This window comes from Nocardiopsis flavescens, assembly GCF_900141985.1.
In the GTDB taxonomy this organism is placed as follows: Bacteria; Actinomycetota; Actinomycetes; order Streptosporangiales; family Streptosporangiaceae; genus Nocardiopsis; species Nocardiopsis flavescens.
In genome coordinates this window covers 648,214-668,450 of record NZ_FQZK01000001.1, presented here as the reverse complement: position 1 = coordinate 668,450, position 20,237 = coordinate 648,214, and the positions used below count along the sequence as shown (strand labels likewise).

Below are 20,237 nucleotides of genomic sequence, written 5' to 3'. Positions count from 1 at the left end.
ACAGGAGAGGAAGCCCATGTCCACCCTCCGGGTCACCGCGGAGCGGCTCACCGTCCACCCCCACCCCGACGCCGACGCGCTCGAACTGGCCCAGGTCGGCCTGTTCCGCGCCGTCGTCGCCAAGGGCGCCTACCGCACCGGTGACTGGGCCGTCTACATCCCCGAGAACGCCCTGCTGCCCGACGCCCTCATCGAGGAACTCGGGCTCACCGGCAGGCTCGCGGGGTCCAGGCGCAACCGGGTCAAGGCCATCCGGCTGCGCGGCGAGGTCTCCCAGGGCATCGTCTGCCGCCCGCGCGCGCTGGCCGGACGCGACCTGGAGGCGGACCACGGCGCGGACGCGGACTACGCCGCGGAGCTGGGCATCACCAAGTGGGTCCCCGAGGTCCCGGTGCACATGGGCGGCGAGGTCGTCGCCGCCCCGGACCTGATCCGGTGGATCGAGGTGGAGAACGCCAAGCGCTACCCGGACGCCTTCACCCCCGGGGAGCCCGTCGTGGCCACGGAGAAGATCCACGGCACCGCCTGCCTGTACACGCTGGTCGCCGCGACCGGCGAGGAGTTCGTCTCCTCCAAGGGGCACGGGTCGCGCAACCTGGCGCTGGCCCGCGCCGAGGACAACCTGTACTGGCGCTCGGTGGCGGTCCACGGCGTCCCCGAGGCCGCCCGCCGCCTCGCCGCGAGGTTCGGCGCGGACCGGGTGGGCGTGTTCGGCGAGGTGTTCGGCACCGGCGTGCAGGACCTGGGCTACGGCGAGCAGGGGCGCAGCGAGCGCCCCGGGTACGCCGTGTTCGACATCCGCCTGGACGTCGGCGGCGCCCTGGCCTGGATCGACGCCGCGGACCTGGCGGGCGTGCTCGCGGAGGTCGGGCTGCCCGCCGCGCCCGAGCTGTACAGCGGCCCCTACGACGAGGCCGCGCTGTTCGGGGCGGCGCAGGGCGAGGAGACGTGGAGCGGGCGCGCCGCGCACCTGCGCGAGGGCGTGGTCGTGCGCCCGGCCCGGGAGCGGTACTCCGCCGTCCTGGGCGGGCGCGCCATCGCCAAGTTCGTCTCGGACGCCTACCTCACCCGCAAGGGCGGCACCGAGTACGAGTGACCCGCCGGGCCGCCGGGTGTCCACGACACGCGGCGGCCCACGCCTCTTTTCCGGCCGGTCCGCCGCGGGGCGCGCCCGGCCCCGCCCCGGGGGCCCGAAATGTCCCGGACGCCCGTGTGCGCAGCGGATCCCGGCCCGCCCGGTCGCCGTGCCGACCCGCGGCGGAGGGACCGGAAACGATGACGGAAAGTCATATCCGCACGCCACACCTGGTGGCGGAGAGTTTCAATCCGTGATCAAAAGGTTATTCTCCCAGGTGGGCGCTGTGACGAAGCGTCGGAGCAACAGAGGAACGGGGAGAATATGCGTACCGCTGTCAAGTTCGCCATCACGGGTCTGTTCGCCGCCGGTCTGATCGGCGCGGGTGCGGGGGTGGCCGGCGCCGCCCCGGCCGCCCCGGCGGGCGGCTCGTCCTACCAGGCCTGCATCGACGAGCAGAACGCGCTGGGTCTCATCAACCTGGACCTGAACCTGCTCAGCCAGTGCATCGCGAACTACAACGACGTCAACTGACGTACGGGGCCCTCCCGGTGCGCTGCGCCCGGGACGGCTCCGACCAGGTCGCGTCCGGTCCCTCGGGGCCGGGCGCGACCGCCTTCTCCGGCCCCCGCCCGTCCGCTCAGCCGTAGACGACGCGGTATTCCTGCACCGTGGTCAGGTCCGCCTCCAGCAGGGCCAGGCCGTACGGTTCCCCCGCGGCGACCGGGCGGAAGGAGACGAGCAGCCGGCCGTTGCCGCCGGTCCCGTCGACCGACACGAACTCCCGGGCCGACCACTCCCGGGCCAGCACGCTCTCCTGGGCCCAGTCCCACACCATGAGGAACCCCCGGTCCCTTTCGGAGTCCGTCCCCGCGACGACGACGCCGTCCCCGTAGTGCGAGAAGGACACGTCCCCGATCACCGCGTCCGACCCGTCGTCGGGTGTCGGCCGGGGGCGGAACTCCCTCGGGGGCCCGTCGGATTCCAGGCGCCACAGCAGCACCGAGCCGGCGGCGGCCACGGCGACGAGGGCGCCGGCCTCGCCGGTGTGGGACACCGAGGCCGGGCCGAGGAGCTCCTCGGGCGCCTCCCGGAACCCGGTGCGGGGCGAGGCCGCCTCCCCGGTGGCGGCGTCCCACACCATCAGGCCCGTGTCCAGGGTGACGACCAGCAGCTCCTCCGTCTCCCGGGTGACCGCCAGGTCCAGTACCTCGGGCCGGTCCCCGCCGCTCGCGGGAACGGTGGAGGTGTACAGCCGGGCGCCGGTGCTCACCCGGTAGGCGCTCACCTCCCCGCCGCCGGTGGCGGCGAACAGGGTCCCGCCGTCGGCCGAGAGCGCGATGTGCCCGTCGTCGCCCGACCCGTCGGGGAGGGCGACCGCGTAGCGCTCGTCCCCGGCCACGTCCCACACGTGGACCACGGACACGCCGTCGCCGGCCGCCTCCGGGGCCTGGGCCGCCAGGACGGTGCCCTCCGGGGTGGCCGCGAGTTCGGAGTCGCGGAAGTCCCGCCTCTCGTCTTGGAGGGTCAGTTCCCGGACCCGGTCCTGCCGGTCGCTCTCGAACAGGTGCAGCCCGGCGTCGGACAGGGCCGCGAACCTGGAGGAGGGGGCCATGGGGGAGGTGTCGACGACCCGCGCCCCGGCCGCCACGGTCGGTCCGCCCGGCACCGGGGCGGGGTCCTCCTCGGCGACCGGGCCCTGCGGGGCCGCATCCCCGGTCCCGTTCACGACGTACTGCGCGGTGGCCAGGCCCACGGCCAGGGCCGCGGCGGCGAGGGCGCCCCGGCGGCGGCCGGGGGTCGACAGGAGCCCGGAACGGCGCGGCGCGGCCCCCGCCCGGCTGTGCCCGCCGGCGCCGGGCACGTTCTGTCGCGGGCGCTCGGCCGGGGCCGCTCCTTCCGCTCCGTCCGCGCGCGCCGGGTCCCCGGTCCGCTCCACCGCGGGGGTCTCGGGGACGCCGGCGCCGGGCGCCGTGTTCCCGGACACCGGTCCGGCGGCGGGGGACCCCGCCTGTGCGGCCCCGGCCGCGTCCCGCTCCGCGCCGCGGGCGGATGCCGCCTCCGGTTCCCCGGCGGGCTCCTCCGCACCCCCTCCGCCGCGGGAGGGGAACACCGCCTCCGGTTCCTCCGCGGCCCCGTCCCGGGGCCCGGGGCCGTCCGCCGCCCGTGCACCGCCTCCGTCCGGGGCCGTCTGCGGCGCCTGGGCGGCACCGCCCGCGGTACCGGGTTCTGGGGCGGCCCGCCCGCCCCGCACCCCGGTGCCGCCCTCGCGCGGACCGTCCGGAGCCCGCCCCAGTGCGTCGGCGGAGTCCGCCGGCAGGACCGCCGTCGGGTTCAGCCGCGTCGCGGCCACCACGGTGCGCGCGACCTCGTCGGCGACCCGCGGCGGCAGCCACACCGTGGCGTCCCGGGCCCCCGCCCCCGGCAGGTCCGTGCCGGCCAGGTCGGCGGCCACCCCGTCCAGGGAGGGCCGCTCCCGCGGGTCCTTGGCCAGGCACGCGCGCACCAGGGGGAGCAGGGGCGCGGGCACCCCGTCCAGGTCCACGGGTTCGTTGACGACCCGGTAGAGCAGGGCGGCGGGGTCGCCGGTGCCGAACGGCGGCCGCCCGGTGGCCGCGAACACCAGCACGCCGCCGAAGGAGAACAGGTCGCTGCGGGGCCCCAGCCCGCGCCCGGTGGCCTGCTCCGGCGACATGTACGCGGGGGTGCCCAGGGACTGGCCGGTGCGGGTGAGGGCGGTGGCGTCGGCCGCGCGGGCGATGCCGAAGTCGATGACCTGGGGTCCGCGCGGGGACAGCAGGACGTTGGAGGGCTTGAGGTCGCGGTGGACCAGGTCGACGGCGTGGATGGCCGCCAGTGCCTCGGCGAGCCCGGCGGCCAGCACCCGCAGGGACTCCTCGGGGAAGGGGCCGCTCTCGCGCACCGCGTCCTGGAGGGAGGGGCCCGCGATGTACTCGGTGGCCAGCCACGGCGTGGGGCCCTCGGTGTCGGCGTCCAGGACACGGGCGGTGTAGGGGCCGCGCACCCGGCGGGCCAGGGCCGCCTCGCCCGCGAACCGGGCGCGGAACTCCGCGTCGGACGCGTATTCGGGGCGGATGGACTTCACCGCGGCCAGGTCCGCCCCGTCCCCGTCGGTGACGGCGAGGAAGACGACGCCCATGCCGCCCGCGCCGATACGGCGCAGGGTGCGGTAGCGCCCGAACGCGCGGGGGTCGCCGGGGTGCAGGGGTTCCATCAGGGGATCGTTTCCGGGGGAGGGGAGCCGCGGGGGCCGGAGTACCGCAGGGAAGCGTAGCGGACGCCCCGGACCCGCCCGCACCGCCCCCGGGCCCGGAACCCGCCCGCTCCCCTTGTCCCGCGGGCGGAGAGGCGGCATGCTCTCCCCGGCATCGATTCTTCGGGGAGGGCCATGGCGACGGACCGCGGGACACGGGGCCCGGCGACGGTGCACGGCCCGGCGGAACGGGGACGGCACAGGCCCCCCGCAGCACCTGGGGGACCGCACCCCGGCGGCGCCGCCGGGGTCCTCCCCGTCCATGCCCCCCGTGCCGCCGGTCCTCCCGGTCCTTCGGGGCCGTGGCGCCGCCGGCCCGGTCCCGGGACGGTGAAGGGGTGACCCCGCCCGCGGCCCGTGCCCCGCCCTCCGGCCGGCGCCTCCCCCCGACCTCTACCCGCTGTGAGGAGACCCCCATGCCAGCACGCACGCACCGGGCCGCGACCGGCCCGGGCACCAAGACCCTGCTCCGCGTGGCCGTCCCGGCCGCCGGACTCGCCCTCGTCGCCGGGGCCGCGACGGCGCTGACCGCGGACCACGACGCCCCCGCCGCCCCCGCCGCCCTCGCGGCCTCGGACTCCCCGAGGGCGCTGCTCTTCGACGACTTCCACTACACCGCCCACGACGACCCCGGCCTGTCCGCGCACGGGTGGACCGTCCGCTCCGGCGGTGGCGGCCCGGGTGTCCCCGGCGCGGTCTGGGACCCCTCCAACGTCACCTTCCCGGACGCGGACGGCGAACCGGTGATGCGCCTGGAGTCCTCCACCGACGGGTCGGCCACCGAGCAGACCGAGGTGTACCACGCGCGCAAGTACCACGAGGGCACGTACGCGGCCCGCGTCCGGTTCACCGACTCCCCGGTCACCGGGCCCGACGGCGACCACGTCGTGCAGACCTTCTTCACGATCACGCCCCTGGACCACCCGATGGACCCGGACTACGGCGAGGCGGACTTCGAGTACCTGCCCAACGGCGGCTGGGGCGGGGACGCGCTGTCGATGTACCTCACCACCTGGGAGACCTACCGCCCCGACCCCTGGGAGGCGGTGAACACCCACGACGTGGTGGTCCGCAGCTTCGAGGGCTGGCACGACCTGGTGATGACGATCTCCGGCGGCGAGGTCGCCTACTTCATCGACGGCCGGGAGGTGGCCCGGCACGGGGAGCCGTACTACCCGGAGACACCGATGTCGGTGAACGTCAACCAGTGGTTCATCGCCGACGGCCTCACCGGGGCGGGGGAGTACCGCGCCTACCACCAGGACGTCGACTGGGTCCTGCACGTCAAGGACGAGGTTCTCACCCCCGAACAGGTGGCGGCCGAGGTCGGCGCGCTGCGCGAGGCGGGTACCGGCTTCACGGACACCGTCCCGGCGGTCTGACCCGCGCCCGGCGGGCGGCCCCGTCCGCCGGGCCGATCCCGCTTGCCCGCGGACCCGACCGGGTGCAGGCTCGGGGGTGGGGACACGCCCCGGGGATCGGACGGGGAGGCGGCGGAGCGGTGCGGCGCGAGCGGATGCGGGTCCCGGTGACGGTGCACCGGGAGCGGCCCGGCGGCGGCGCCCGGGTCCTGCGGATGGCGCCGGGCCCGGGACGCCTCGCCCTGCACGGCTCCCGCCACGGGTTCTCGATGTACGCCGACCACGCGGGGGCCGAACGCCTCGTCGGGCTCTGGGCGCCGGCCGCCCGCTCGCCCCGGTCGATCGTGCACCTGCCGCTGCGCGCCGCCGCACCGCCCGAGGGCCTTCCCCGGGAGCCCGGGGAGGAGGACCCGCCCGGCCTGGACCTGGTGCTGGTCCACCGTACTCCGGGCCTACCGGCCTCCGCGTGGAAGCGGCTGCGCGCGCGGCTCGACGCCGGGCGGCCCCACACGGCGGTCCTGCCCGCGGACGCGCTCCCCGAGCCGCGGGAGGTCGACCACCGCAGGCGCGGGCACCGGGAGTACCGCGACCACCTGCGGTACGGCACCGCCGCCCGCACGCTGGTGGTGGCGGGCAGCGGCGCCGCGTTCCGCGAGAGCGGGTCCGCGCTGCGCGGGCTCCTGGACGAGGGGCCCTCCTACCCGCTGCGGTACCCGCTGGCCGGGCACTACTGCGTGGAGCCGGCGGCGGGACCCGCGGCGTCGGCCTCCGGTGCGGGGGCCCCGGTCCTGCACGTCCGGTACTGCGACTCCTGGCGGCTGTGACACGCGACGTCGCAAGGGCCTTGTCGCACAGGGGCCTGTGGACAACGCCCGCGACCCCCGCCGATGCGCCAGGATGGAACCATGGCTGAACAGATGTTCGAGAAAAAGGCGCCCGTGGCCTCCACCAGGGTCGCCGTACACGTCTTCCTGCTGCGGGAGGACCGGGTCCTGCTGACCCGGCGGGGGCCCGGGGCCGCCTACGCCGCGGGCAGCTGGCACGCGGGCGTGGCCGGCAAGGTCGACCCGGGGGAGGACGTGGTGTCCGCGACCGTGCGCGAGAGCGGGGAGGAGCTGGGGGTGGGGGTGGACCCGGTGGACCTGGAGTTCGCGCACGTCCTGCACAGCGGGGAGGGGGGACAGGACTGGGTCAACTTCTTCTTCTCGTGCCGGAACTGGTCGGGGACCCCCGTCAACAACGAGCCGCACAAGCACGCCGAGATCGGCTGGTGGCCGGTCGGGCGGCCACCGCGGGACATGGTCGGGTACTGCGCCCGGGCGCTGGAGCACACGCTGGCGGGAGTGCCGTTCTCCCTGTACGGCACGGCCGCCGCCTTCCCGGTGCCGGCGGTGCCCGACGCGCACGCCGGCGGGCGCCGACCACCGGCCCCCTCGGGCCGGTGACCCGGACCGTGCCGGTGGCCGGCACGTGAGGGGCCGACCACCGGGCGGCGGCCCGCCCGTGGGAGGGGGCGCCCTTCGGGCACCGGGCACGGCAGGGAACGGACCGCGGGAACAGGAGGTGGAAAGGGGCGGGCGGCGCCCCGGCCGCCGGGCCGGGGCACCGGACCGGGTCAGACGCCCAGCGCGTCGAACAGCTGGAGCCAGATCTCACTCCGGGTGGGGAACGCCGGGACCGCGTGCCGGAGCCTGCGCACCGGCACCTCCCCGACGACGGCGATCGTCGCCGCCTGGAGCATCTCGGCGACCCCCGTCCCGGTGATGGTCACACCGACCAGTACGCCGCGCCCCTCGTCCACGACGAACCGTGCGGTGCCGCGGTCGGCGCCGGTGAACGCGCCGCCCGCGTTCCCGTCCGTGGGCACGTCCACCGTGCGCACCTCCAGCCCCGCGTCCCGGGCGCTGCGCGCGGTGTGCCCGACCGAGGCCACCTGCGGTTCGGTGAAGATCACCCGCGGCGCGCCGCCGCCGTCCCCCAGGTGGTCGACCGAGATGTCCGAGCCCAGGATGTCGGCGGCGGCGATCGCCGCCTGGTACTTGGCCATGTGCGTGAACAGGGCCCGCCCGTTGAGGTCCCCGATCACGTAGAGCCAGTCCAGCGCGGGCACCCGCATCCGCTCGTCGACCCCGACGAACCCGTCGGTCCCGACGCCGACCTCCGCCAGCCCCAGCTCCGCGGTCTGCGGGGTGCGGCCGGCCGCGACCAGCACCTCGTCGGCGTGCAGCTCCGTGCCGTCGCCCAGGGTCACGGTCACCCGGTCGCCGCCCCGGCGCACGGCCGAGGCCCGGGGGCCGCGTCGGATGTCCACGCCCTGCTCCTCCAGGGCCTCGCCCACCTGCTCGCCGACGAAGTCCTCCTCCCGGGGCAGCAGCCCCCGGTCGCCGGTCACCAGGGTCACCGCCGCGCCCAGCGACCGGTAGGCCTGGCTCATCTCCGCGCCCACCACCCCGCCGCCGACCACGATCAGCGACTCCGGGACCTCCCGGGCGGTCGTCGCCTCCCGGTTGGTCCACGGCCGGGCGTCGGCCAGCCCGTCGATCGGCGGCAGCGCCGCCCGGGTGCCCCCGGCCAGGACCACGGCGCGCCGGGCCCGCAGCTCCGTGCCCCCCACCGCGACCCGCCGCTCGCCGACCAGGCGCCCCCGGCCGCGGAACAGCACGATGCCCCGCTCCTCCAGCCACGGCAGCTGCCCGTCGTCGTGCAGCGCGCCGTCCTCGCCGCGCGCCACCAGGTCGTCGCGGCGGCGCAGCACCGCGTCCACGTCGACCGTGCCGGTCACCGCCTCGGCGGCGCCCGGGATACGGCGCGCCTCGATGAGCAGCTCGCCCGGGCGCAGCAGCGCCTTGGAGGGGATGCAGGCGTAGTAGGAGCACTCGCCGCCGACCTTGTCGACCTCCACGATCGCGACGCTCAGTCCGGCGTCGGCGAGTTTCCCGGCGGCCACCTCTCCGCCGGGCCCCGCACCGATCACCACCGCGTCGAATTCGGTCTCTTGGACGTCCGTAGCGTTCATGAAGCCCATCATCGTCCCCCATGCGCCCCGTCGGCGCCCGGGAACCGCCGTGCCGCGGCGAGCGGGGCCGCCCCGTGCGCTCCGCCCCCGGTCGGGGGCGGTCACAGCGCGCCCCCGCCCGGTGATTCGTCCGGAATCTGACCGAAGGACTTTCCTTTCCCCGCGGCGGGACGGTATCCCTGTGATCCATGAGCGAGAGCCGACAGGTGGCCTGGGACGGGTTCTTCAACGCCCGCGACCTCGGCGGCCTCCCCGTCCGCGGCGGCGGCACCACCCGGACCGGGGCCTTCATCAGGTCCGCCGACCTGCGCTTCGTCACCGCCCGGGGGTGGCGCGCGGCCCACGACGCGGGCGTGCGCACCGTCGTCGACCTGCGCAACCCCCACGAGATCCGGCCGGTCGAGGGAGAGGGGCCCACGGCCCGGGGAGGGGCCGCCGCCTTCCCCCCGGAGGAGGGCGGGACACCGCACCCGCCGGGGATGACGCGCCTGGAGGTGCCCCTGGACGACGTGGGGGACACCGCCTTCCGGCAGGACCTCGACCGCAGGGGCCTCAACGGGACCCCGCTCTACTTCCGGCCGTTCCTGGACCGCAAGGCCGAGCGGTGCGCCGCGGTCCTCACCGCCCTGGCCCGGTCCGGGCCCGGCGGCGTCCTGTTCCACTGCGGCGCCGGGCGCGACCGCACCGGGCTGGTCGGTCTGCTGCTGCTCGCCCTGGCCGGGGTCGAACCCGAGGCGATCGCCGACGACTACGCGCTCTCCACGGCCGCACTCGGACCCCTGTTCGCCGCCCTGGGGCGGCCCGACCAGGGGCCGGCCGCCGAGGCCCTGATGGCCGGACGGGGCCTCACCCCGCGCGGCGCCGTCCTGGACGTGCTCCACGGCCTCGACGCACGGGCCTACCTCCTGGAGGCGGGGGTTCCGGAGGCCGACCTCGCCCGGATCCGCTCCCGGCTCCTGCCCTGACCTGCCGGGCCGCCGCCTCCCCGGGCCCCGGTGCACCCGTGCCCGCGGCCAGGCCCCGCCAGGCCCCGACCGGAGCACCCGGCCCTCGGCCGGAGCCCCGGGGGCCCGTCTCGGGCGCCGGGCGTCGCCGCACGGTGCCTCGCACGCCGGGACGGGCCTCCAGGGCAGGAGGGCTCCGGCAGGGCCCGGGCCGGAACTACTCCGGAGGGGTGGGCCCGGACCAGGACTCGGCCTCCCGCAGGGCGGCGGTGACCACCGGGACGTCGATGGTGACCACGGCAAGCTCCCACGTCCGCGCCCCCGACCGGAAGCCGATGACGCGTACGTCCCTGAGCCGCCGCTCCCCGAAGGAGGACCGGGCCCGGGGACGCCGCCCGCGCGCCGGTCGCGAGCGGGCGGTGGCCGCCGTCGCCGGAACCGCCCGCACGCGTCCACCTCCGGGCGGGCGCGTGCGGGCGCGTGGGCCCGCGGCCCGTCCCCTACTCGGTGTCCTCCCGGTCCCGCGGCTCGGGCCGCGGCGAGGGGTCCGACCCCTTGGACCGCCGGCCGGAGCGCTTGGCCGAACCCGTCCGCGCCGACAGCGTGCCGGGCGGCCCGGTCACCCGCTCGCGGTCGACGTAGGGGTCGCGCAGCACGGGGGGTTCGTCCACGGCCTCGGGCTCGACGACGACCTCCGAGGTGTCGTGCTCGTCCTCGTCCTGGCGGCGCTCGTACTCCTCCGGGGGCAGGACCTTCTTCCACGTGCGCGTCCGCATCGGCGGCAGCTCCCCGGCGTCCTCCCGCAGGGCCCGGTACACGGCGTACATCTGGAAGTACCCCATCACGAAGAACGGCAGGCCGACCAGGACGATGATCTTCTCCAGCGCCTCCAGCCCCCCGGACCCGGAGAACACCAGCAGGGTCGCGGTCACCACGGCGATCGCCACGGCCCAGAAGATCCGCTGCCCCAGCGGGTTGAAGTCCTCGTGCCCGTTGGCCATCGTGTCGGTCACCAGCGCCGCGGAGTCCACCGAGGTGATGAAGAAGACCACCACCAGGACGATGGCGATCACCGAGACGAACGTGCTGGCGGGGTAGTACTCCAGGAACGCGAACAGCGCCCCGGGTATGTCCTCCTGCTCCACCACGCTCTCGACCAGCCCGCCCCCGCGGTTGAGCTCGATGTCGAAGGCGGAGAGCCCGAAGACGCCGAACCACAGCACGGAGAAGCCGGCCGGGACGAGGAGCACCCCGAACACGAACTCGCGGATGGTGCGGCCCTTGGAGATGCGGGAGATGAAGATCCCCACGAACGGCGACCAGCTGATCGTCCAGGCCCAGTAGAACACCGTCCAGTCGGCCTGCCAGCCGCTGTCCGCGAACGCGTCGTTCCACAGGGCCAGCTCCGGCAGGTTCATCAGGTAGCTGCCGAGCGCCTCCAGCGTGCCCCGGAGCACGAACAGGGTGGAGCCCGTGAGCAGGATGAAGACCAGCATCGCCACGGCCATCCAGATGTTCACGTTGGACAGCACCTTGATGCCCCGGTCCAGCCCCAGCGCGACGGAGATCATCGCGACCCCGCCCACGACGCCGATGATCACCAGCTGCCAGACGGCGCTCTCCGGGATGCCCAGGACGCGGTTGATCCCGCTGTTGATCTGTAGGGCGCCCAGGCCGAGGGAGACCGCGACGCCGAACACCGTGCCGACGATGGAGACGATGTCGATGAACCTGCCGATCGGCCCGTGGATCCGCTCGCCCAGGATCGGCTGGAAGATCGAGCTGACCCGCGGGGGCAGGTTCCGCTTGTGGATGAAGTAGGCGAAGCACAGCGCCGGCAGGGTGAAGATCGCCCAGGTGTGCAGGGTGAAGTGGTAGAAGGTGAAGTTCATCGCGTCCGCGGCGGCGCCGGTGCTCTCCGGTTCCACGCCCAGGGAGGGTCCCCGCGGCGGGTCGCCGAAGTGGCTGATGGGCTCGGCCACGCCCCAGAACATCAGGATGCTGCCGATGCCCGCGGCGAACAGCATGGCGAACCAGGCCGGACCGGAGTGCTCGGGGGCCTCGCCGTCCGGGCCCAGCCTCACCCGCCCGAACCTGCCCAGGGCGATGCAGATCAGGAAGACCAGGAACAGCGTGAGGCCGAGGATGTAGAACCAGCCCAGGTTGGTGTACAGCCAGTCCGAGGCCACGGTGACGGCGGCGTCCAGCGGGTCGGTGAAGACGATGGTGACGAGCACGAACGCGATGATCACCCCGGCCGAGCCGAAGAAGATCGGCGGCGATGTCCGCAACCGCAGGACGTCGTGCAAACGGTTCAGCATGTGGGCGGCTCCTCTGACCGGGGCCTGCGTCGAAGCCGGATGTCTCTCCCGCCCCGGCCGGGTGTTGTTCGGAGTTGTCGAGTCCGGATATGGGGGAGGCCTCCGACAAAGGGTTCATCGACCGAGAAGAACCTGAAAGCCCGGAGACCCGGTGCACACCCTAGCGGTGACGGAGCGGGGCCGCCCGGTCGACGCGCAGTCATCACTTCGGCGCCGTTCGCCCCTGACGTCCCCTGATGCGCACCGCCGTCGCACACCGCACCCGGCCCCGGCCACCGCGGCCTCCTCACGGCCCGGGGCCGTGGCGCGCGGGCTCCCGGGAACGGGGGGCGGCGGAGACCACCGGGACACGGCCGACGGGCCCGTGCGGGGCTCGGACGTAGCCGTGCGCGGGGTGATCCGTTTAGCCGGCCGGTGACGGGTACAGGATGGGTGCGCGCATCCGCGCACCTCCCCGGTCCTTTCCCCGGGCCGGAACCCCGGGTGCCGCACGGACCGAACGGCGCCGTGCGGCACCTGACCCCACCCCCCGGAACACGGCGGCGCCCCGCGGCCCCGGAGAGTACGTCGTCCGGAACCACGGGGCGCGCACGCCTTGCGGGTGTGGGGTCAGGGGCGCTTGTCGTCGGAGGTGAAGGCGTCCTTGACCTTCTCACCGGCCTGCTTGAGCTTGGACGTGTTCTGCTCGATCTTGCCCTCGGCCTGCCACTGCTCGTTGCCGGTGGCCTTGCCGAGCCCCTCCTTGGCCTTGCCCTTGGCCTCGTCGAACTTGTTGCGGGCCTTGTTGTCCTCGGTCATCGTGAACTCCCCCTCGCATTCGTTCGCGTCTGTGGGGTTCTTCTTGTCCGATCTGAGACCATCCATGCATTCCGGCCCCACCGAATGCGCCTTTCGTGACCAGCGCCACGTCGTCTCCGTTGACCGTTTCAACCTTCTGACCTGCACTTGGTCCGCACGAGCACACGTTCGACACCAGCCCGAAAACAATCCGGCTGGAGTCCGGTGGTTCTCCCCCCAGGGCCGTTCCGCCGAGAGGGACCCTCGGCGACCGACCGACCGAGCCCGTGCCCGGATGCCGGTGCCGCTCAGCCGTCGATGAGCCAGACCTCGCCCGAGCACAGGGGCGGCTCCCGGGTCCAGGTGCGTCCGTCCTCGGAGTGGACGTGGAGATAGATATCGTCCCTGCACACTCGGGGAGCCCACTCCCGGAACGGCCACACGCGCCGGTACCAGGGGCGCCTCTCGGATTCGAGGAGGCCCTGGAACCATGCTTCGCCCGGCTGCACACCCCAGTCGAAACCCCCCGGTCCGGGGGCGAAGGCCTCGGGGGAGTCGGATCGCTGGACGATGGCCGGGACGTCCAGCCCGTTCTCCACGACGAAGTACTCGTTGTAGGACTGGCAGGAGGTGCAGACCAGGACCGAGCAGGCCGCGAGCACCGCCGCCCCCCTCGTGAAGCGTTTTCTCATCCGTCCGCCTCCCGGTGCGGTGCGAGGGTCCGAGAACGCATGTCCCCCCAGGAGCATCACACGCGGCCCGCCGCACCAGGTGTCCGATCGGCTCCGCCCGGGATCGTCGCCGGGGCCCGCCTCCGCGGAGGCGGCGGTGCGGGGACCGGGTCTCCCCGAGCCGTCCTGCGCCGGGACCGCGTCGGCCGGGGCCCGGACCCGGCCCGCACGGAGACGGCCCGTCCGCCACCGCCGACGGGCGCACTGCCGTGGCGGTGGCGGAACCGGCGATCCACCGCGCGGAGCCGCGGCACCCGCACCCCCGCAGGCGTGGAACCGCGAGCCCGCCCGCGGTCCTGTGCCAGAGTTCTCGGGTATGAGCCCCCGAACCCCCGAGCCGCCCGGCCCCGCCCTCGCCGCGCTGGGCGCCCTGCTCGACCGCTCGGTCCTGCTGATCGCCGAGGCCGCCCGCGACGCGCGCACGTTCGACCGCGAGACCGTCCGGGCCGTCGCCGACATGTGGGACGACACCACCCTCCCCCTGTTCCGGGCCGCGACGGGCGGGGCCGGCGGTACGCGGGAGCGCCGCGCCCTGGCGGCCCTGGAGTGGATGCAGCGCCTGCGGCCCGGGCGCTGGGACTGGATGGTCGAACAGGGCGCGGTCGACGGGCACCGGATCGACACGCTGATCCGACCGGTGCCCGACCGCTCCGACACGCCCTTTCGCGACTACCGCGGGGTGGTCCGCCCGGCGTACTCGCGCTGGACGCCCGGAACACTGTCCGAGCTGGCCGCCGACTACGCCCTGGAGGAGGGCACCGTCCGCCAGGTGCACCTCGAACGCGCCGGTACCCGGCTCTGCGGCTTCCTCGCCGTGGACCTCGTGCGCTCCTACCGCACCGGGGACGACGCCCCCCGAACGCCTCCCGAGCTGCACGTGTACCTGGAGGACGTGACCGAGGCCGACGTCGACACCGCCGCGGCGCCCGGGGTGCGCCTGGAATCCACCCCGGACGGGATCGCGATCGGCCTGGGAACGCACGGGGTCCTGCGGGCGCGGAGCGCGTCGCTCGGCCTGCGAGACGGCACTTGGCACCTGTCGGGCGCCGGCCGCCGGGCCGACGCCCTGGTCCCGCCCCCGGCCCCTCGGGAGGGCGCCCGGCCCCCCGGGGCGCCCGAGGAGGGTGAGCTGGACGGCTCCATCCGGGGTGCGGCGGACTTCGTGCGCTGGGCCATGCTGCTGATCCGCTCGGTCCGCCACCCCCCGGAGGTCGCCCGGGTCCCGCTTCAGGCGTACTGCCGCGCCCTGGAGGGCGCCGGAGGGGACATCCTGGCGGCGGGCGCGCTCCCCGGACGGGAACGCGAAGCGGCCTTCCGCTCCCTGGTCGCCACCTGGTTCCGGCGCGGGGGGACCGAGCCGGCCTCGAACTGGAAACTGCTGCTCCAGAGCGTTCCCAACGCCCGGGAGTCGGCCCGCGGTGTCCGCGGGGAGCCGGCCGAGGAGGGGGCCGTCCCGCCCGTGCCCGCCCGCCGGCTCACGGACGGTCCGGGGCGGGCCGAACCGCGCATGGTCTCCTACACGGCCGGGCACGCCGTCGCGGGGCGGCGCCGAGCGGCCTCGGCCGTGGCCCACCTGGCCGTGCCCGGTCCGGACGAGAACGCTCCGTGGCGGATGGAGGTGCTCCAAGCGGCCGAACCCGTCCGGCTCCGGGTACGGGCCGAGGCGTTCTCGGGGGCCGGTCGCGCGGGGATCGACAGGAACGGGGACGAGGGGGAGACCCTCGTGGCGGAGGGCGGCACCCTGGCCCTGGGCGCCCGCGCCTGGAGCCCGGTCACCTGAGGGTGCCGAGTCGGGAGGCCGCCCGCGCGCACGAAGGCGGAGGGGACCGGTCACGGGCGCGCGTCCGGTGCGGGCCCCGGTGATCCCCCTGGGACGGGAGGGCTCCGTCCTCCGTCCCAGGGGCCGCCTCGGTACCCGCCCAGGGGCGAAAGGAGGCGGGTTCTCCCCGGCGCGGCCCGGCCCCGCGGTCCCGCCGAAGGAGGCGGCCCCTAAAGGTCCCGGCTCCCGCCGGGGCCGGGAGGTGTGTCCGAGCCCGCCGTCCTGCGGTTCCGCAGCAGGTCGGAGATCCCGGCGGAGAGCGCCACGGCGAGCGCGACCGCCGCGCACGCGATGACCGCCCAGGCCGGTCCGACGGCGGCGATCGCGGCTCCCGCGGTCAGCCCCGCGGCCCCGTGGCCGATGCCCTTGGCGGCGTACAGCGCCGAGAAGGCGAAGCCCCAGTCCCGCCGGGGCACCTGCCCCTGGACCACGAGCGCGCGCGACATGAGGGCCGGGACCTGGACGACCCCCGCGGCGATGAAGAGCGCACCCGCCAGGTACGCCTCGTTCAGGAGGCCCACGCCGCCCACACCGCCCACCAGGGTGCAGTAGAGCAGGAGCAGCCCGGTGGCGTGGGCGCGCTGGCGGGGCCACCGCCGTGAGCCGTAGGCGAGACCGCCGACCACCCCGGCGGCCGACGCCGCGCCCAGGATGAGGCCGGGGAGCGCCGCGCCGGTCCCCGTGTCCATGAGCAGGGCCGGCAGGCAGACCGCGGCGGCCCCCAGGGTGAACACCGCGGCGCCGTCCTGGGCCAGCGAGGGCCAGAACAGCCGCAGGAGGCCGCCGCTGCGCCTCCTCCGCCCCGCCCCGGCCCGGTCGGGGGCCGGGAGGGGGGAGCGGTGCGGCAGGGCCAGGGCGGTGAGGCCTCCCAGGAACGAGGCCAGCGCCATCGCGCCGACCGGCCAGGTGCCCGACCCCACGGCGATGAGCACGCCCGCCAGCGCGGGGGAGGCCGCCCAGACCGTTGCGCTCGCCGTCTCCTCCAGCCCCAGGGCCGCCGGTCGGGAGTGCCCGGGGACCATGTGCTGCAGGAGACTGCGCAGCCCGCCGTAGGTCCCGGCGGACACCGCGCCGCCCAGGACGGCCAGCAGGATCATCAGGGGCAGGGAGAGGTGGTGGGCGAAGGCGAACAGGAGCAGGAAGAACACGCCCTCGGCCCCCAGCACGAGCGCCGTCTCCCGCCGGGCCGGCCGCCGGTCGAACCTGCGCCCCATCCACCCGGCCGCCGCCGCCTCGGCCAGGGCGTGCGCGCTCACCAGGAGCCCGCCGACGAGGAAGGATCCGGTCACCGCGTACCCCAGGTAGACCAGGGCGAGGGGTGCCATGGCCACGGGCACACGCTGTAGGACCAGGACGAGGAGCCAGACGGTCAGGCCCGGCGTGCGCAACACGCTCGCGTAGCCGGCGAGACCGCGCCGATCCGGGCCCGGCGTCTCCGGAGAGCGGGGCCCGCCGCCGGGGGAACCGGCCTCGCGGTCATCCACGGGCGCGGATCCCCCGCCCCGGGGCCGGCGCGGGTGCGGCCTTCCGTGACTCCTCCCCCGGCACGGGCGCGGGCGCGGGTGGTCCCGAGCCGGGGTCGGGGGGCAGGGCACAGGGGCGTCGTCGTGAGCGTCGGGGATCCACGCGTCCAGGCTCCCGCCCGCCGCGGAGGCGGTCAAGACCCGCGCGTCGCCGCGCTCCGGGCCCGCATCGACGGTCGGGCCCCGGGGGCCCGACTCCTCGCCGGCGGGGGCTCCTCGTCCACCCGCGGCGCGCCGCACCCTCGCCGCCGGCCCGCCCCCGGGGCGCGGCGGACCCTGCCCCGCTCCGCGGCACCGCCCGCCGACCACCGCACAGCGGGGCCGGAGGCCGGATCCCCCCGGACCCCCGGCCCCGCGGGTGCGCCGCCACGGCCCGGCCGAACCGGCCGCCGGGCCCCCGCCCGCGGTCGGGGGCGGGCCGCGGAACGCTCACGGCCGGTCACCGTGTGTGGCACGTCTTCAGGTAGCTGAGGAACGACGCCTGCAACCCCGTGACGTGCGTTTCCCGCAGTACCGCGTGCGACACCTGCGCCGACCGCCCCCGTGCGTGCAGCCGCTCCACCGCCGCGAGGACGTTGCGCGACATCCCGCGGTAGAACGGAATCCCTCCCAGGATCTCGGCCTCGTTCAGCGTGATGTGCAGCAGTGGGGCGGCCGTGTCCCCGCCGGGCTCCGGCAGGGCGTCGACGAGGTCGAAGACCTGGCTCTGCGCACTGGCCACACCGGGGCTGCCCGCACCGACGCTCGCGAAGGGCCCGGTCCCGCGCAGCCACGCGTAGAGGGCGAAGAGTCCCCCGTAGGAGTAGCCGAAGAGGCCGTGCCCGGACTCGCCCACACGCCACCTCGACCGCAGCAGCGGGTGGAGCTCGTCGGTCAGGAAGTCGAGGAAGACGTCGGCGCGGGCCTGCCCCAGCTCCGCCAGGTAGGCGTCGATCTGCTCCTGGGTCATCGTGCCCGACTCGCGGGCCGCCGCGAGGGTGGCCAGCGTGTCGTCGCCGGCGGGTTCCCCCGGCGGCACGAGGTCGCGGTTGCGGACCTGTGCCCAGGCCTGGGCCTCCTCGCCGGTGTACCCGACGGTGACCTGGATGTAGGGGGCGACCGTCAGGAACGGGTCCGCCTGGGTGACGATGAGGGGCGCGGTGAGGCCGACCGTCCAGTTGCCGTCCAGCACGTAGATCAGCGGCAGGGGGTCCGCGGAGTCCGTGTGGCCGGGGGGCGTGGTCACCCAGACGCCGTAGCGGTGCCCCGACCGGGCGGTCACCTCCAGGTACTCCGTGTCCTGCAAACAGCCGTGCAGCATCCCGCTCATCGGGATTCTCCCTTCATCATGAGGCCGTCCTTGAAGACGAGGGCGGCCATGTCCGGATCGGCGAACACCGCCGGGTCGTGGAGCGGGTCCCGACGCCAGGCGACCAGGTCGGCGCGCATCCCGACGCGGATCATCCCGACGCTCCCGCCCAGGCCGAGGATGTCGGCGTTCACGCTGGTGGCCGACACGAGCGCCCGCATGGGCGATTCCAGTGCGGCACGCAGGCTCAGCTCCCGGCCCCGGCGCCGCTGGTCCGGCCCGATGAGGTCCGAGCCCAGGCCGATCCTGAGCCCCGCCGCGCGGGAGACCTCCAGCGCCGCCTCCATGCGCCGGCGCACTCCGTGGAGGCGGTTCCGCGTCCGGGGGTCCAGGTCCATGCCCTCGGCGTCCGTGAGCTGCTCGACCACGGCGAAGGTGGGGACCAGTGCCACGTCGTGCTCCCGCATCAGCCGGGCCGTAGGCTCGTCGATGGCGGTGCCGTGTTCCACGCAGCGCACGCCGGCCCGTACGGCGTTGCGGATGCCCGCGTTGTTGTGCGCGTGCACCGTGACGTAGGTGCCGCGCGCCCGCGCCTCCTGCACCGCCACGGCGATCTCCTCGTGCGTGAACTGGGTGTCGTCGAGGCGGTCGTGCCCCCCGACGACGCCGCCCGTGACGCACAGCTTCAGGAAACCCGCGCCGCGGCGGAACGACTCGCGCACGTTGCGCCGGAGCTCGTCGGCGTTGCCCGACATCAGCGACAGGGCGCAGAGCCCGGGCACGTGGTGGGCCTCCCACAGCTCCGTCGGCTCCCACGCGGCCCCGTAGTAGCCGTGGCCCCCGGTCTGGCACTGCACCGGGCCGCACGAGAGCACCCGCGGACCGCGCACCTTGCCCTTCGCGATGACCCCGACGACCCCGCCGTCGATGCCGCCGGTGTCGCGCACCGTGGTGAACCCCGCGTCGAGGGCCTGGCCCGCGGCGGCGAAGATGTCGGCGGCGAGCTCGGCGGCCGGGATCCGGAACCCGAACTGCGCCCTGATCGGGCTGGACAGGCCCAGATGGACGTGGGCGTCGATCAGTCCCGGGGTCAGGACCATGCCCCCGAGGTCGACGACCGCCGCACCCGAGGGCGCCCGACCGATCGCGGTGATCACGCCGTCCCGCACGCACACGTCGGCCGCGACGGGGTCGGCGCCCGACCCGTCCGCGACGATGCCCCCGACCAGCCAGGTTCCGGTCATCGGACCCCCTCCTGACAGCCGTCGGCCACTGTACTCAACAGTGGTGAATTGGATATGCGGTAACGTACTCAACAGTGGTGAAACTGTCAACGGAGGCAACGTGAGATCGCCGGTGGGGGAGGGGAGGCAGCGCCTCCTGAAGGCGCTGTTCGACGAGTTCGGCGAGAACGGCCCCGGCCCGAACCTGTCGATGCGCCAGGTGGCCGAGCGCCTCGGCGTGCACCACACGCTGCTGACGTACCACTTCGGGTCGCGGCCGGGCCTGCTGCGCGCCGTGCTGCTGGAGGCGCGCCGCCGCGACAACGTCCTCATCGCCGCGACCGGCGACGAACTCGGGTTCGCGGCCCTGTGCAGGGCGATCTGGACCTTCTACTCCGACCCCGCGCACGAGGACCGCACCCACGCCTTCTTCCACCTGGTCGGACTCGCGGTCTACGAACGCGACGCCTTCCAGGAACTCGTCGTCGACATCGACGGCCTGGCGAACCTGCTCGAAGCGGCGGCTCTGCGCGAGGGCGCCACGGCGGCCGAGGCCGGGCAGCGGAGCCTCATCGCGACCGCGTGCCTGCGGGGCCTCCTGCTGCAGAGGCTGCTGACCCCGACCGCCGAGGTCGACGCCGCGGCCGAGCGCTTCATCGCCTCGCTGGCGGCCTCCGAGGGCGAGAAGCGCGCGTCGTAGACCACCGCGCCCCGGACCGGCCGGACGGCCGGTCCCGCCGGCGTGTCCTCCGGCGCACGGGGCACCCGTGGCGGTCCGCTGACGCCGGAAGCGGATTCGCCCCGCCCGCCCCGGCGCTGTGCCGGGGTCGTGCCGGAAGCCGATCGGATACGGGGGTCTTCCGAAACCAGAGCCCCCGGACCTTC

The 20,237-nt window shown here is 75.4% G+C and carries 17 protein-coding genes; 8 read left to right on the top strand and 9 right to left on the bottom strand.

Translation table 11 applies throughout. The annotated features are described in order from the left end of the window. The first annotated feature begins 16 nt into the window (after positions 1-16). On the top strand, positions 17-1,096 hold the full coding sequence (locus BUE45_RS03075) for an RNA ligase (ATP) (protein WP_073374619.1): 1,080 nt from the start codon (positions 17-19) through the stop codon (positions 1,094-1,096). Between the two features lie 303 nt (positions 1,097-1,399). Then, positions 1,400-1,609, top strand: a complete 210-nt coding sequence (locus tag BUE45_RS03070) for a hypothetical protein (RefSeq protein WP_073374617.1) — start codon at positions 1,400-1,402, stop codon at positions 1,607-1,609. Positions 1,610-1,715: 106 nt separating this feature from the next. Here the strand turns inward: BUE45_RS03070 and BUE45_RS03065 are convergent, their stop codons facing one another. Beyond that, positions 1,716-4,310 (bottom strand): serine/threonine-protein kinase, encoded by a 2,595-nt coding sequence (locus BUE45_RS03065; protein ID WP_073374615.1) that lies wholly within the window; start codon positions 4,308-4,310, stop codon positions 1,716-1,718. Between the two features lie 455 nt (positions 4,311-4,765). On the opposite strand from BUE45_RS03065, the gene BUE45_RS03060 reads away from it, so the two are divergent. The 3 genes from BUE45_RS03060 (at position 4,766) to BUE45_RS03050 (ending at position 7,155) form a co-directional block, all read left to right on the top strand. Beyond that, positions 4,766-5,731 (top strand): glycoside hydrolase family 16 protein, encoded by a 966-nt coding sequence (locus BUE45_RS03060; RefSeq protein WP_073374613.1) that lies wholly within the window; start codon positions 4,766-4,768, stop codon positions 5,729-5,731. 119 nt (positions 5,732-5,850) lie between these two features. After that, a complete protein-coding gene (locus BUE45_RS03055; RefSeq protein ID WP_218619477.1) occupies positions 5,851-6,534 on the top strand; it encodes a hypothetical protein in 684 nt (227 codons plus the stop codon). 81 nt (positions 6,535-6,615) lie between these two features. Further along, entirely contained in the window at positions 6,616-7,155 is a 540-nt protein-coding gene (locus BUE45_RS03050; protein WP_245832737.1) for an NUDIX hydrolase, read from the top strand. A gap of 170 nt (positions 7,156-7,325) precedes the next feature. Here BUE45_RS03050 and BUE45_RS03045 read toward each other — a convergent pair whose 3' ends face one another. Beyond that, positions 7,326-8,726 carry a dihydrolipoyl dehydrogenase family protein gene (locus BUE45_RS03045; protein ID WP_073375365.1) on the bottom strand — a complete coding sequence of 467 codons (1,401 nt, stop codon included), beginning with the start codon at positions 8,724-8,726 and terminating at the stop codon, positions 7,326-7,328. A 188-nt stretch (positions 8,727-8,914) separates the two neighbouring features. Here BUE45_RS03045 and BUE45_RS03040 point away from each other — a divergent pair, with 188 nt between their 5' ends. Continuing rightward, positions 8,915-9,691: a tyrosine-protein phosphatase gene (locus tag BUE45_RS03040; RefSeq protein WP_073374610.1), complete on the top strand. Its 777-nt coding sequence runs from the start codon at positions 8,915-8,917 to the stop codon at positions 9,689-9,691. Positions 9,692-9,887: 196 nt separating this feature from the next. Here the strand turns inward: BUE45_RS03040 and BUE45_RS03035 are convergent, their stop codons facing one another. The 4 genes from BUE45_RS03035 to BUE45_RS03020 form a co-directional block, all read right to left on the bottom strand. Further along, entirely contained in the window at positions 9,888-10,118 is a 231-nt protein-coding gene (locus BUE45_RS03035; protein ID WP_073374608.1) for a hypothetical protein, read from the bottom strand. Positions 10,119-10,170: 52 nt separating this feature from the next. Continuing rightward, the gene (locus tag BUE45_RS03030; protein WP_073374606.1) at positions 10,171-11,991 is read right to left on the bottom strand and encodes a BCCT family transporter; all 1,821 of its coding nucleotides are present in this window, start codon (positions 11,989-11,991) and stop codon (positions 10,171-10,173) included. Positions 11,992-12,600: 609 nt separating this feature from the next. After that, entirely contained in the window at positions 12,601-12,789 is a 189-nt protein-coding gene (locus BUE45_RS03025) for a CsbD family protein (RefSeq protein ID WP_073374604.1), read from the bottom strand. Between the two features lie 287 nt (positions 12,790-13,076). Next, positions 13,077-13,460: a hypothetical protein gene (locus BUE45_RS03020; protein ID WP_073374602.1), complete on the bottom strand. Its 384-nt coding sequence runs from the start codon at positions 13,458-13,460 to the stop codon at positions 13,077-13,079. A 355-nt stretch (positions 13,461-13,815) separates the two neighbouring features. Between BUE45_RS03020 and BUE45_RS33740 the strand changes: the two genes are divergently transcribed. Then, complete coding sequence (locus tag BUE45_RS33740; RefSeq protein WP_073374600.1) at positions 13,816-15,279, top strand: hypothetical protein; 1,464 nt, start codon at positions 13,816-13,818, stop codon at positions 15,277-15,279. A gap of 209 nt (positions 15,280-15,488) precedes the next feature. On the opposite strand, the gene BUE45_RS03010 is transcribed toward BUE45_RS33740, so the two are convergent. The 3 genes from BUE45_RS03010 to BUE45_RS03000 form a co-directional block, all read right to left on the bottom strand. Beyond that, positions 15,489-16,643 carry an MFS transporter gene (locus tag BUE45_RS03010; RefSeq protein ID WP_342745997.1) on the bottom strand — a complete coding sequence of 385 codons (1,155 nt, stop codon included), beginning with the start codon at positions 16,641-16,643 and terminating at the stop codon, positions 15,489-15,491. A gap of 637 nt (positions 16,644-17,280) precedes the next feature. Continuing rightward, positions 17,281-18,150 (bottom strand): alpha/beta hydrolase, encoded by an 870-nt coding sequence (locus tag BUE45_RS03005; RefSeq protein ID WP_073374596.1) that lies wholly within the window; start codon positions 18,148-18,150, stop codon positions 17,281-17,283. Further along, the gene (locus BUE45_RS03000; RefSeq protein WP_073374594.1) at positions 18,147-19,373 is read right to left on the bottom strand and encodes a metal-dependent hydrolase family protein; all 1,227 of its coding nucleotides are present in this window, start codon (positions 19,371-19,373) and stop codon (positions 18,147-18,149) included. The genes BUE45_RS03005 and BUE45_RS03000 overlap by 4 nt, the downstream gene beginning before the upstream one ends. A 100-nt stretch (positions 19,374-19,473) precedes the next feature. On the opposite strand from BUE45_RS03000, the gene BUE45_RS02995 reads away from it, so the two are divergent. After that, the gene (locus BUE45_RS02995) at positions 19,474-20,052 is read left to right on the top strand and encodes a TetR/AcrR family transcriptional regulator (protein ID WP_073374592.1); all 579 of its coding nucleotides are present in this window, start codon (positions 19,474-19,476) and stop codon (positions 20,050-20,052) included. Positions 20,053-20,237: the final 185 nt, after the last annotated feature.

Bases quoted from the DNA above. Each gene is read 5' to 3' on its own strand.
- BUE45_RS03075 (WP_073374619.1), top strand. From the start codon at position 17: ATGTCCACCCTCCGGGTCACCGCGGAGCGGCTCACCGTCCACCCCCAC.
- BUE45_RS03070 (WP_073374617.1), top strand. From the start codon at position 1,400: ATGCGTACCGCTGTCAAGTTCGCCATCACGGGTCTGTTCGCCGCCGGT.
- BUE45_RS03065 (WP_073374615.1), bottom strand. From the start codon at position 4,310: ATGGAACCCCTGCACCCCGGCGACCCCCGCGCGTTCGGGCGCTACCGC.
- BUE45_RS03060 (WP_073374613.1), top strand. From the start codon at position 4,766: ATGCCAGCACGCACGCACCGGGCCGCGACCGGCCCGGGCACCAAGACC.
- BUE45_RS03050 (WP_245832737.1), top strand. From the start codon at position 6,616: ATGGCTGAACAGATGTTCGAGAAAAAGGCGCCCGTGGCCTCCACCAGG.
- BUE45_RS03045 (WP_073375365.1), bottom strand. From the start codon at position 8,726: ATGAACGCTACGGACGTCCAAGAGACCGAATTCGACGCGGTGGTGATC.
- BUE45_RS03040 (WP_073374610.1), top strand. From the start codon at position 8,915: ATGAGCGAGAGCCGACAGGTGGCCTGGGACGGGTTCTTCAACGCCCGC.
- BUE45_RS03030 (WP_073374606.1), bottom strand. From the start codon at position 11,991: ATGCTGAACCGTTTGCACGACGTCCTGCGGTTGCGGACATCGCCGCCG.
- BUE45_RS03025 (WP_073374604.1), bottom strand. From the start codon at position 12,789: ATGACCGAGGACAACAAGGCCCGCAACAAGTTCGACGAGGCCAAGGGC.
- BUE45_RS03020 (WP_073374602.1), bottom strand. From the start codon at position 13,460: ATGAGAAAACGCTTCACGAGGGGGGCGGCGGTGCTCGCGGCCTGCTCG.
- BUE45_RS33740 (WP_073374600.1), top strand. From the start codon at position 13,816: ATGAGCCCCCGAACCCCCGAGCCGCCCGGCCCCGCCCTCGCCGCGCTG.
- BUE45_RS03010 (WP_342745997.1), bottom strand. From the start codon at position 16,643: ATGGCACCCCTCGCCCTGGTCTACCTGGGGTACGCGGTGACCGGATCC.
- BUE45_RS03005 (WP_073374596.1), bottom strand. From the start codon at position 18,150: ATGAGCGGGATGCTGCACGGCTGTTTGCAGGACACGGAGTACCTGGAG.
- BUE45_RS03000 (WP_073374594.1), bottom strand. From the start codon at position 19,373: ATGACCGGAACCTGGCTGGTCGGGGGCATCGTCGCGGACGGGTCGGGC.